5 protein-coding genes are annotated in these 13,224 nt (G+C 64.6%); 3 read left to right on the top strand and 2 right to left on the bottom strand.

Features of this window, described 5'->3' with window-relative positions; translation table 11 throughout:
- Window positions 1-55: 55 nt before the first annotated feature.
- The 3 genes from J8F10_RS35590 to J8F10_RS35575 are packed head-to-tail and all read left to right on the top strand — an operon-like array spanning window position 56 to window position 8,654.
- The gene (locus tag J8F10_RS35590) at window positions 56-1,297 is read left to right on the top strand and encodes an efflux RND transporter periplasmic adaptor subunit (protein ID WP_210662759.1); all 1,242 of its coding nucleotides are present in this window, start codon (window positions 56-58) and stop codon (window positions 1,295-1,297) included.
- 9 nt (window positions 1,298-1,306) lie between these two features.
- Window positions 1,307-5,170 (top strand): efflux RND transporter permease subunit, encoded by a 3,864-nt coding sequence (locus tag J8F10_RS35585; protein WP_210662757.1) that lies wholly within the window; start codon window positions 1,307-1,309, stop codon window positions 5,168-5,170.
- Window positions 5,171-5,201: 31 nt separating this feature from the next.
- Window positions 5,202-8,654, top strand: a complete 3,453-nt coding sequence (locus J8F10_RS35575; protein ID WP_315854253.1) for an efflux RND transporter permease subunit — start codon at window positions 5,202-5,204, stop codon at window positions 8,652-8,654.
- Between the two features lie 11 nt (window positions 8,655-8,665).
- On the opposite strand, the gene J8F10_RS35570 is transcribed toward J8F10_RS35575, so the two are convergent.
- Entirely contained in the window at window positions 8,666-10,090 is a 1,425-nt protein-coding gene (locus J8F10_RS35570) for a DUF1501 domain-containing protein (RefSeq protein WP_210662755.1), read from the bottom strand.
- Between the two features lie 88 nt (window positions 10,091-10,178).
- Complete coding sequence (locus J8F10_RS35565) at window positions 10,179-13,004, bottom strand: DUF1553 domain-containing protein (RefSeq protein ID WP_210662753.1); 2,826 nt, start codon at window positions 13,002-13,004, stop codon at window positions 10,179-10,181.
- Window positions 13,005-13,224 lie beyond the last annotated feature (220 nt).

The raw sequence follows: 13,224 nt of genomic DNA, 5'->3' as shown, positions 1-13,224 counted from the left end.
ATCGCGCTCCGCGGTATCTTCGGAACAGGGCGGAGCGGTCGAACGTGGAGCTACCATGTCGAAACGGGTACTTTGGGGCGGATCGTGTCTGGGTGCGCTACTCATCGCATTCACCGCCGGCTGTCGCCAGAAGCCGGCCCAACAATCTGGTCCCGCCCAGCCGGTGGTGCCGGTCAGCCGCCCGGTTCAACGCGAGGTCACCGAATTTGTCGAGTACACCGGCCGAACGGACGCTGTGCAGTCGGTTGGCATCCGCGCCCGCGTGACCGGGTATCTGGTTCGCTCCCCGTTTAAGGAAGGCGATATCGTGCGGGGGCCGTCCACGATCTTCGGGGCGCGGCTCCGGGAAGGCGATCTCCTCTTCGAGATCGACCCGCGTCCGTACAAGGCCCAACTGGAGCAGGCCCAGAGCCAAGTGAAGCTGGGCGAAGCTCAACTCAAACTCTCCGAAGCGAACTACGCGCGGGCGAAGGACACGTTCGATAAGGGGGCCGGGAGCAAGCAGGATCTCGACACGGCGAAAGCAACGGTCGATGAAGCGAACGCGCGGATCGAAGCGGCCAAATCCTCGGTGAAACTGTACGACCTGAACCTGAGTTTCGCACAGGTTCGCGCACCGATCAGCGGACAGGTGAGCCGGTACTACTACACGCTCGGCAACCTGATTAACCAGGACTCCACGCTGCTGACGACGGTCGTTTCGGTCGACCCGATGTACGCCTACTTTGATCTGGACGAGCGCACGCTCCTGCGGGTCCGAACGGCCATCAACCAGGGGAAGATTCAGGTTCGCACAGAAGGCACCGAGATACCCGTCGCGATGGGGCTTGAGGGCGAAACCGGGTTCCCGCACGAGGGCACACTCAATTTCGTCAACAACGTCGTCAACCCGTCTACCGGAACGATCGCGGTTCGCGGGCTGTTCCCGAACCCGAAGCCGGAAAATGGTCGGCGCCTTCTCTCCCCGGGCATGTTTGTGCGCATCCGGCTGCCCATCGGCCAACCTCGCCCCACGCTACTCGTTGTGGATCGGGCGCTCGGTTCGGACCAAGGGCAGAAATACGCCTACGTCGTGAACGAGGAGCACAAGATCGAGTACCGGCGCGTCAAGGTGGGCGCGTTACAGGACGACGGGCTGCGGGTGATCGAAGAGGGGCTGAAGCCGACGGACTGGGTCGTGGTTGGTGCGCTCCAGCAGTTGAAGCCCAAAATGGAAGTCGATCCCGAGCAGACCGCGATGCCAACTCCCGGCGCGCCGACACAAGATCCCAGCGCACCCGCTCCCCCAAAACAGTGAGGACCAACCGTGTTCTCACGTTTCTTTATCGATCGACCGATTTTCGCATCGGTGCTGTCGATCGTCATCACGCTCGCGGGGGTGCTGGCGCTGCTCAACCTGCCGGTCGCACAGTACCCGGAGATCAGCCCGCCGTCGATTTCGGTCTCGATCAGTTACCCCGGGGCGAGTGCCCAGGTCGTCGCCGATACCGTCGCCGCGCCGATCGAGCAGCAGGTGAACGGCGTCGAGGGTATGCTCTACATGTCCTCGCAGTCCGGCAACGACGGATCGTATTCACTGAGTGTCACGTTCGAGATCGGAACGGACCTGAACACCGCGCTGGTGATGGTCCAGAACCGCGTGATGCTCGCGATGCCCCAACTCCCTTCGGAGGTCCAGCTCCAAGGCATCACGATCCGCAAGAAGACGCCGGACATCTTGCAGGTCATCAGCTTTTACTCGCCCGACAACCGGTACGACATCATCTACATGAGCAACTTCGCCACGGTGAACGTGCGCGACGAGTTGCTGCGCATCGATGGCGTATCGGACATTAACGTGTTCGGTCAGCGCGACTACAGCATGCGCGCGTGGTTGGATCCGCAGAAGTTAGCCGCACGCGGGCTGACCGCGACCGACGTTGCTGCGTCGGTCCGGGCACAAAACAAGGAAGCCGCTCCCGGACAGATCGGACTTCCCCCCAGCGGGCGCGGGCGGGCGTTCCAGTTCCCACTCGACACGCGCGGCCGGTTGGTCGAGGAGGACGAGTTCGGGGACATCATCATCAAGGCCGGACGAGCCAGCCGGCCGCAAGCCCTGATCGCGAGCGCGAGTACCGGGAGCGGCGCGCGATCAGCCGGAACGCTCGGGGGCAGCTTCGCTGGCGGTGCGGCGACCAATACCGGGACGCTGGGCGACGCTCCGAACCTGAGCGCCATCTTCCCCACAACGACGAGCGCGACGAGTTCCACCAACTCCTCGGCGACGCCGGCGACGTTCAGTTTCCCGAGTTACGTCACAAATTCGTCCCCGGGCAGTTCCGCCACCGGCTCAGCGACCCTCGCCACCGGTCCCGCCACGACCGGCCCGGCGCTCAGCATGTCGTCTTCGGCCGGAGCTTCGGGGGCAAGCAGTTCGACCGATCCGACCGGAACGGCCTCGGACGTGACGGACAACGGGAGCGGAATGTCCGCGAATTCGCCGTTGGGCACGGTCGCGCCCGGGATGAGTTCTTCCGCCGGCGCGACGCGAGCCGCACCCGTCACGGGTGGAACCGTCGGGATCAGCGCACTGAACGGTGGATCTCTGGACGGTGGAACGACGCCCTCTGCCGCCATCGTGCGTTTGCGCGACGTGGCGCGGCTCGAGCTCGGTTCCCAGTCCTACACGAACGGCGCGACGTTCGATGGCAAACCGTCGGTCGGGCTGGCGATCCACTTGCTCCCTGGCTCGAACGCACTGGAAGTGGCCGAGCGCGTCCGAATGAAGATGGACGAACTGAAGGCGCGGTTCCCGGACGGGATCGAGTACCAGATCGCCTACGATACGACCCCGTTCATTCGCGAGTCGATCCAGGACGTGGTGCAAACGCTGTTCGAGGCGATCGCGCTCGTCGCCCTCGTCGTGTTGCTGTTCTTGCAGAACTGGCGCGCCGCGGTGATCCCGCTCGTCGCGGTACCGGTCGCGATCATGGGCACGTTCGCGGTGATGCTCGTGCTCGGGTTCACGGTCAACAACATCTCCCTGTTCGGTTTGGTGCTGGCGATCGGGATCGTAGTCGATGACGCGATCGTGGTGGTGGAGAACGTGGAGCGCTGGCTCGAACAGGGGTTGGAACCGCGCGAGGCCGCGTACAAGGCGATGGAAGAGGTGACCGGGCCGGTCGTGGCCATCGCGCTCGTGTTGTGTGCGGTGTTCGTGCCGTGTGCGTTCGTGGGCGGTATTACGGGGCAGTTCTACCGTCAGTTCGCGGTCACGATCACGGCCTCCACGGTGTTCTCCGCGCTCAATTCGCTCACCCTCAGCCCAGCACTTGCAGCAATCCTTATGCGGAAGCGAGAAGACAGCCGCGACTACCTGACGCGCGGGCTGGACTTCGCTCTCGGTTGGTTCTTTCGACTGTTCAACCGCGGGTTTGCGTTCGGCACGCGGATGTACACGGCAACGGTGGGGTGGTTACTCCGGCTCAGCCTGATCGTGCTCGTTTTGTACGGCGGGTTGCTCGTCGCGACGTACTGGGTTTTCCAGAAGGCGCCCACCGGTTTCGTCCCCGATCAGGACCAGGGCCGGCTCATCGTCAGCATCCAGTTACCCGACTCGGCCTCACTGGAGCGCACACAAGAGATCATGGCGCGTGTGGATCAGCTCGCGCTGAACACGCCCGGCGTGCAGCACACCGCGTCCGCGGCGGGCATGTCGCTGCTCATGTCGGCGAACAGCTCGAACTTCGGCACCGTGTTCCTCATTCTCGATCCGTTTGAGAAGCGCCAGCGCCCGGACCTCACGGCCGACGCGATCATGGCGAAACTGCGTAAGGATTTCGCCCGCGAGATCCGCGACGCGGACGTCAAGATTTTCGGGGCGGCCCCGGTGCCCGGTTTGAGTGTGGCGAGCGGTTTCAAAGTGATGGTGCAGGATCGCGGTGGGATCGGGCTTCCCGAGCTTCAGAAGCAGACGGACGCGGTCGTCGGCAAGCTCCAACCGAACCCCGCGACCGTGGGAGTGCTCACGCAGTTCCGCTCGAAGACACCGCAACTGTACCTCGATGTTGATCGAACCAAAGCGCAAGCGCTCGGCGTACCGCTCAACGACGTGAACCAGGCGATGCAGATCTACCTCGGGTCGCTTTACGCGAGCAGCTTCAACGAGTTCGGTCGCCACTGGCAGGTGACGCTTCAGGCCGAGGGGCGCTACCGCACGCGGATCGAAGACGTGAACCTGCTCCAGGTGCGCAACAAGTGGGGCGAAATGGTGCCACTGGGCACGCTCGTGCAGCTCCGCGAGATCAACGGCCCGGTGTCGGTGACGCGGTACAACCTCTACACTTCGGCCGCGGTGAGCGGGAACGTGCCCCCCTCTGTCAGTTCCGGGGAAGCGATCAACGCGGTCAACGCGGCCGCCGAACAGACGCTCCCGCGCTCGATGAGCATCGAGTGGACCGAACTGATGTACCTCCAGTTACGGGCCGGAAACACCGCGATCTACGTGTTCGCGCTCGCGGTCGTGTTCGTGTTCCTGGCGCTGGCGGCCCTGTACGAGAGCTGGGCGCTTCCGCTGGCCGTCATTCTGGTCGTCCCGCTGTGCCTGCTGTGCTCGATCGGCGGGGTGCTCATCGCGCACAAGGCTGTAGACGTGTTCGTCCAGATCGGGCTGGTCGTGTTGGTGGGGCTGGCGTGCAAGAACGCCATTCTCATCGTCGAGTTCGCCGAGGTACTGCACCGCGAGGGAAAACCGCGGCGCGAGGCCGCGCTCGAAGCGTCGCGGTTGCGCATACGGCCGATCCTGATGACCTCGCTCGCGTTCATCCTGGGCGTGCTGCCACTCGTGGTCGCTTCGGGCGCGGGCGCAGAAATGCGCCGGAGCCTGGGCATCGCGGTGTTCAGCGGCATGCTCGGCGTCACGCTCTTCGGGGTGTTCCTCACGCCGGTGTTTTTCGACCTCATTCAGCGCGGCGTGGACTCCAAGGTCTTTTCCGAAACGCTGAGCCGGGGATTCGGGGCAGGCATACTCGGCGCGCTTTTGGGGTACACGGTGGCCCACGTGTTCGTGGGGCTGGAGTTGGCACGGTCTCCGTGGGCGGAAATCGCGGGCGGGGTTTCCGGCGCGGTGTTGGCGAACGTGATTCCCCCCGCGTGGCGGTGGATCAAGGGGCACGTGAAGTGGGAGCGGTAACCCTCGGCTCAGCTAACGGAGGACTTCGGGCGTGATTTCCCACTTCTTCATCGACCGGCCCATCTTCGCGGCGGTACTGTCGATCGTCATCACGCTCGCGGGGGCCGTGGCCGTATTCAATTTGCCCGTCGCACAGTACCCCGAAGTCACGCCGCCGACAGTGGTCGTCACCGCGTCGTACCCCGGAGCAAACGCTCTGACCGTGCGCGACACCGTCGCCGCCCCGATCGAAGAACAGGTGAGCGGGGTCGAGGGCATGATGTACATGTCCTCGCAATGCACCAACGACGGGACGTATACGCTCACCGTCACGTTCAAGTTGGGCACCAACGCGGACATGGCCCAGGTGCTCGTGCAGAACCGCGTGAGCCTCGCGCAGCCGGTCATTCCCACGCTCGTTCAGCGCGAGGGGATCACGGTCAAGAAGCAGTCGCCGTCCACGCTCATGATCGTGAACCTCGTTTCCACCAACGATCGGTACCGCGATCTCGAGCTGAGCAACTACGCCACGATCGAGATCCGCGATGAACTCGGTCGGCTCCCCGGGGTGGCCGGGGTGGGGTACCTGGGTCAGCGCGACTACAGTATGCGGGCGTGGTTGGACCCAGAGAAACTGGCTGCACTCAACCTGACCGCGGCCGACGTGGTGAACGCGATCGGCACGCAAAACGTGCAGGTCGCAGCGGGGCAAATCGGTCAGCAGCCCGTTCCGAAGGGTCAACAGTTCCAGCTCACGATCAACACCCGCGGGCGGCTCATTGAGCCGGACGAGTTCGCGGACATCATCATCAAGGTGGGCCAGGGCGGACCGGCCGGTGCCCAGACGTCGCAGATGACGAGCGGAGCGACCGCGAGCGGCACCAGTAGTTCCGGCACTTCTGGCAGTTCGTCTCAATCCACTTCAACCGACCAGGCGGGTACCGCGGCTAGCCCCACCGGGCAGTCGGCCGCAGTCGTTCGGCTGCGCGATGTTGTGACTCCGCGGCGCGAAATCATCGACGAAACCGGGCGGAAGCAGACCGTCGGCGGGGTCGAACTCGGCGCACAGCAGTACGACCAGTCCGCGACGCTCGACGGCCAGCCGACGGTGGCGCTCACCATCTACGGCCTGCCTGGAGCGAACGCGCTCGATACGGCCAGCGGCGTGTACAAGAAGATGGAGGACTTGAAGAGGCGGTTCCCGGAGGGGATGGATTACCGCATCGTTTATGACACGACGCCGTTCGTCCGCCAGTCGGTCAACGAGGTGTTCAAAACGCTCCGCGACGCGATCATTCTCGTGGCGATCGTGGTGCTCGTGTTCCTCCAGTCGTGGCGCGCGGCGCTCATTCCGCTCGTAGCGGTTCCGGTCGCCGTGATCGGCACGTTCGCAGTCATGGCCGCGTTCAAGTTCTCGCTCAACAACCTCACGCTGTTCGGTTTGGTGCTGGCGATCGGCATCGTGGTGGATGATGCGATCGTGGTAGTCGAGAACGTCGAGCGCTGGCTCGAGAAGGGGCTGGAGCCGCGCGAGGCCGCGCGCAAGGCGATGGACGAAGTGACCGGCCCGGTCATCGCGATCGCGCTGGTGCTCACGGCCGTGTTCGTCCCCGCCGCGTTCATTACCGGAGTGACGGGGCAGTTCTTCCGCCAGTTCGCGGTGACGATCGCGGTCAGCACGCTGATTTCGGCGTTCAACTCGCTCACCCTCAGCCCGGCACTCGCGGCCCTGTTGTTGAAACCTAAAGACGCGCCGAAGGACGTGCCGACGCGGGCGCTCGACTTCGTACTCGGGTGGTTTTTCAAGCTGTTTAACAAGGGATTCGGCCTGACCACCGAGTGGTACGCGGGCGGGGTCAAGTGGCTGGTGCGCCTAAGCTTCATTGTGCTCGCGGTCTACGGCAGCCTACTCTTCCTGACTTACCGCGAGTTCACCCATACTCCAACGGGGTTCGTGCCCCAACAGGACAAGGGCTACCTGCTCCTCAATGTGCAGCTCCCGGACTCGGCTTCGGTCGAACGCACCCGGCGGGTGATGGCGCGCATCGAGACGATCGCCAAGAACACACCGGGCGTGGACCACACGGTCGGCATTTCCGGTCAGTCGCTCATTCTGAACGCGAACGCCCCGAACCTCGGATCGCTGTACGTCATGCTCAGACCGTTCGACCAGCGAACCGGAGACAACCAGACGGCGGACGAGATCGCGGCATCGATCGAGGCGCAGTGCCGCAAAGAGGTCCGCGGCGCGAACGTATCAGCGTTCGGCGCCCCACCGATCGAGGGGCTGGGAACGACCGGCGGGTTCAAGATCATCATCGAGGACCGCGGGAACCTGGGCCTCGCGGATCTCCAGAGGGCGAGTGACCAGATTGTCGCCGACGGGAACGCGACTCCGGGCCTTCAGGGGCTGTTCAACAGCTCGCGGTTCGACACCCCCTGGGTCTACCTCGACATCGACCGCACCAAGTGCGCCGCTCTCGGGCTGTCGATCGACGACGTGTTCAACACGCTCCAGTACAACCTGGGGTCGTACTACGTGAACAACTTCAACGAGTTCGGCCGGAACTGGCAGGTGAACGTGCAGGCCGATCCGATGTTCCGTGACCGAGTGCGCGGAATCGGGCAGCTCCAGTTGCGTAACTCCCAGGGGAACATGGTGCAACTCCGCACGGTAATGACCGTGCGCGACACGAGCGGACCTGTAATGGTGCAGCGGTACAACATGTACGCCGCCGCCGCGATTACGGGGAACGTCAGCCCGGGCACGAGCACCGGGCAGGCGGTCCCACTCATGGAGGGCGTCGCCGCGCGTGCGCTCCCGCAATCGATGGCGACGGACTGGACCGAGCTGACTTATCTCCAGAACCAGGCTGGCAACACCGCGGTGTACGCATTCGTGCTGGCCGTGGTGTTTGTGTTTTTGGTACTGGCCGCGCAGTACGAGAGCTGGAAACTCCCGCTCGCCGTTATTCTTGTGGTGCCGATGTGTTTGCTGTTCGCCGTCATCGGGGTGAACGTGGGGCATCAGGACATCTCGATCTTCACACAGATCGGGCTAATCGTACTGGTGGGGCTGGCGTGTAAGAACGCGATCCTCATCGTCGAGTTCGCCAAACAGCGCCAGGAAGACGGGATGTCGCGCCAGGAAGCAGCGGTCGAAGCGAGCCGCCAACGGTTGCGGCCCATTCTGATGACGAGCTTCGCGTTCATCCTGGGCGTGGTGCCGCTCGTGATCGCAGAGGGCGCCGGGGCCGAGATGCGGCGCTCGTTGGGGATCGCGGTGTTTAGCGGCATGCTCGGGGTGACGCTTTTCGGGATCTTCCTGACGCCCGTGTTCTTCTCCACTATTCAATCGATCGGCTGGAACTCAAAGCCCGCGACCGAGCGCAAAGAGCCGCCGAGCGATTCGCACGCGGAGGGCGAGAACAAGCCTCCGGCGCCCTTTGAACGCGCGAAATCCGAGCCACAGCAACCGCCTGCAAACACGACAACGCCGGAGTAGCGCGATCCGGCTCAGGCGATCACGTCCTTCACGACGCGCCCGTGAACGTCGGTGAGCCGGAAGTCGCGGCCCGCGAACTTGAACGCCAGTTTCTCGTGGTTAAGCCCGAGTTGGTGCAGGAGCGTTGCGTGCAGGTCGTGCAGGTGGACCTTGTCGGTCGCCGCTGCGGAGCCGAACTCGTCGGTCGCGCCGAACGAGAACCCCGGCTTGAACCCGCCGCCCGCGAGCCACACCGTGAACCCGCCCGGGTTGTGGTCGCGGCCCGTCCCGTTCTTCTCCGCGTAGGGCGTCCGGCCGAACTCCCCGCCCCACCACACGATCGTGTCTCCGAGCAGCCCCCGGCGCTTCAGGTCCGCGAGCAGCCCCGCGATCGGTTTATCGACCGCCCGCGCGTGGTCGCCGTGTTTGGGCAGGTTCGAGTGCTGGTCCCACGCCGGGTTCGCGGTGTTGTCGCCGTAAGTGACCTGCACGAACCGCACGCCCGCCTCGCTCAACCGGCGCGCCATCAGGCACTGCTTGCCGAAGGTGTCGGTCTCCTTCGTGCCGATGCCGTAGAGCTTCTGCGTCTCCTTCGTTTCCTTTGCGATGTCCATCACGTCCGGCGCGTTCTTCTGCATCCGCCACGCGAGTTCGTATGACGCCGCCACCGCTTCCAGTTCCGCGTCACCGGGTTTCGTTTTGAGTTGTTCGGCGTTCAGCTCGCGGAGCAGGTCGAAGTGCTCTTGGGCGGCACCGGCGGGAAGACCGGGCGCGAGGTTGCGGATGGTCGCCTCGCTCGCCGGTGCCCCCGCGCGCCCGACGGGCGTGCCCTGGTAGATCGCCGGGAGGAAGGCGTTGCCGTAGTTCCGCGCCCCGCCGTTACCGCTCGAGGGGGCGATGCTGACGAACCCCGGCAGGTTCGCGCTCTCACTGCCGAGCCCGTACAGCACCCAGCTCCCGAAGCTCGGGCGCGCCAAGCTCGTCGACCCGCAGTGCAGGAACAGCGTCGCCGGGCCGTGCGCCACGCCCTCCGTGTGCATCGAGTGGACGAAGCACAGATCGTCGATCACTCCGTTGACCTCGGGAAACAGGTCCGATGCCCATTTTCCCGATTGGCCGCGCTGGGCGAATTTCCACAGCGGTTTCATCACCCGTTGTGCGCTCCCGCGCATTCCCGTGTTGGCGACCACGCGGGCGTCGTCGAACTTCATTTGCTTACCGTCTTCTTTGTCGAGGATCGGCTTGTGGTCGTAGGAATCGACGTGCGACACGCCCCCCTGCATGAACAAGAAAATGACCCGCTTGGCCTTTGCCGCGTGGTGCCCCGGCTTCGCGGCCAGCGGGTTCGCGACGGGGGCCGCGCGCGCCTCTTGCGAAGCGAGGCCGGCGAGCGCGAGCGCGCCGAACCCGCAACCGGTGCGTGAGAGGTAGTCGCGACGGGAGAGAATCGGCAGCATGGCGGTTCTCGTGCGGAGACTCGATGGGAACCCCGTGACCCGGGCGAGTTCGTGCCAGTGGCCGGTCGTGCGGGGCCGGGCCAGGAAATCAATTCACGTAACGGAACTCGGCCGACGCGAACAGCGCGTGGAACACCGCCGTCCAGCCGTCCGCGTCGGGCTTGCCCTTCAGGAAGCGTTCGGCCACCGCGCGCTCGCCCAATGTCGGCTCGCGACCGAGGGTCAGACGGTACGCCCGGGTGATCCGGGCCGTATCGTCGGCGTGCTTTTCCCCGAGGAGCCGCGCCGCGGCCCGCTTCGAGTGCTCCAACACAAACGGGTGGTTCATCATGAACAGCGCTTGCGGGGCCACCGTCCCGGTGTTCCGCTTACCCGTCGTTACGCTCGGGTCGGCCGCATCGAACACTTCGAGCATTTCCGGCAGCGCGTTGCGGAACTGCGGGAGGTACACGCTCCGGCGCGCCGAGTTCGCCTTGTACCCGTAGTCCGCCGCGAGCGAATCCGGGAACGTCGGCCCGCCGCGGGTGAGATCGAGTTGACCGTTCACTGCGAGAACCGTGTCGCGTATCTCTTCGGCTTCGAGGCGCCTGCGGTTCGCCCGGCCGAACAACCGGTTCTCCGGGTCCGCGGTCACGGTTACGGACTGGCGGTACGTGCGGCTGAGAACGATGTACCGGACGAGCTTCTTCACGCTCCAGCCCATCCCCCCGGTCGCGGGGTCGGCCGGCGCCTGAAATACACTCGCCAGGTAGTCGAGCAGCTCCGGGTTGCTCGGAGTCTCGCCGGTGGTGCCGAAGTTGTCCACGGTGCGAACCAGGCCGGCGCCGAGCAGCCAGTACCACACGCGGTTCGCCGCGACGCGGGCAGTCAGCGGGTTGTCGCGTGAGGCGATCCACTCCGCCAGTTCCGCCCGCCCGCTTTGATTTTTGGGAATCGTGAGAGGCGCGCCGTATCGCGCCACCGTCAGGACGCCGCGCGGGGCGACGTCACCCAAATTGTGAACGCTCCCGCGCACGTGAACGTTCGTGTCCTCGATCACCTTCTCCTCGGCGACCGACATCGCCATCTCGCGCTTCGGCCCGGTCGCCTGGAGCTTTTTCAGTTCGACTTCGAGTGCTTTCACGGTGTCGGGTTCCGCCCGGGCGGGTTCGTCGCCCTGTTCCTTCCTGTCGAGCGATAGGAATACGACCGCGTCCGCCGTGACGTGCCCCTTCGTACCCTCATTGGAAATCATGACATATGCCTGCCCGCCCTTCTCGAACCGGTACTCGCCCAGCGAGACGAACCGGCCGTCGATCGCGGGGGGCTTCGTCATATCGACGCTCACCTCGGCCTCGCCATCGGCGCTGAAGACGTGAACGACGACCTTCGCGGCCCGGTTCGTGCCCGGCGAGTACGCGAGTCGCACCTCGAATTTGCCCGGCGGGACCGCGTCCGGCTGAAACGTCAGCGTCTTTTGTCCTTTTCCTCCGTCGCTGTCGTGAATGTAGCCGGCACCGATAAACGTCTTGTTGAACGTGGACGATGCCCATGCGCCGACCTTCTTCGCCCGGGTGTCGTCCACCACGATTCCCGGAACGTCCTTCACCGCGAGCGCGCCCGCCGCTGTGGTGCCCGCGGCCTTCTTCGCGGCCGCGATCTGCGCCTGAAGTGAAGCGAGCGCGGCTTCGTGTTTCTTGAGCGCCGATTCGGTCGCGGGGTCGGCCGGTAGCGGCACCTCGACCCACTTCGACACGTTCGCGTGTTCCATCGCCTTGACGTTGCGGAGGATGCCCGCCAGCGCGTAGTAGTCCTTCGTCGGGATCGGATCGAACTTGTGGTCGTGGCACCGGGCGCACGTCACGGTCTGCGCCAGGAAGCCCTTCGTGATGACGTCGAGTTGCTCGTCCACGACGTCCATTCGGAGGGCCTTCTTGTCCTGCTCTTCGAGATTGGTATTCCCGAGTTGAAGGAACGTCGTCGCGACGAGTTGGCGTTTTCGATCGTCCAGAGTGGCCGCGGGAAGCAGGTCGCCAGCGAGTTGTTCCTTGATGAAGCGGTCGAAGGGCACGTCCGCGTTGAACGAGTCGATGACGTAGTCGCGGTAGCGCCAGGCGTGCGGGTAGACGAACCCGCGCAGCGTGACCGACTCGGCGAACCGGGCGATGTCGAGCCAGTGGCGCCCCCACCGGACGCCGAACTCCGGCGACGCGAGTAACTTGTCCACGAGCTTTTCGTAAGCGCCCGGGGCCTTGTCATTCACAAACGCATCGGCTTCTTCGGGGGGCGGCGGCAACCCGGTGAGGTCGTAGTAGAGGCGTCGGGCGAGTGTTGCTCGGTCCGCTTCCGGGGCGGGTTTCAGCCCCTTCGCATCGAGCGCGGCGAGAACGAATGCGTCGATCTCGTTCCGGGCCTCCCACTTCGGGTTCTGGACATTCGGCACCAGAGGTCGGACGGGGAGCTTGTACGCCCAGAATTTCCGGCCCTCTTCAATGGACAGCCCGATCTGCTTCTTCGAGCCGATCGGGGCGTTGTCGCGCGGGGTCGGGGCGCCCATCGCGATCCACTTTTCAAAGTCCTTGAGGGCCGCAGCCGGGAGCTTGCCCTTGGGGGGCATCTGCACGTCCCCGTCGTACTTCATCGTTTTGAGGAGGAGACTATCGGCCGGTTTGCCGGGCACGACCGCGGGGCCACTGTCGCCGCCCTTAAGCATCCCCTCACGTGAATCAACGAACAGCCCGCCCTTGAGCTTCTTGTTCTTCTCCGCGGCAACGGAGTGACACGCGGCGCAGTGCTCGACGAGTACGGGCCGGATTTTCTTCTCGAAGAATTCGAGTGCGGCTGGGTCGGGGTCAGCGGCGCGGGCGGGCGGTTCGATACGTGTGAAGGAGACCAAGGCGAAGAGCGCAGTTACGGTGACGACAGCAAATCGCATCGCGAGCACCCCGGCAGCGGGCGAGTGATAGCCCGAAGATCAATTATGCCGATTCGCTGGGCAAACGCACTCGGAATTCGCCGGTACGGGCAAACCGCCGTGAGGTCGTTTATCGCTTTCGGAGTCGCGCTGAAAGCCCGCCGAACCCGCGCCGCACCACTTGAAGTCGCACGGGTCACGAAACCCAAAGATGGCCGATCGTTACATCGAGCCCCTGAAG

The sequence above is a fragment of the Gemmata palustris genome (genome assembly GCF_017939745.1).
GTDB lineage: Bacteria > Planctomycetota > Planctomycetia > Gemmatales > Gemmataceae > Gemmata > Gemmata palustris.
The sequence above is the reverse complement of the archived record's forward strand: the minus strand, read 5'-3'. Positions and strand labels throughout refer to the sequence as shown.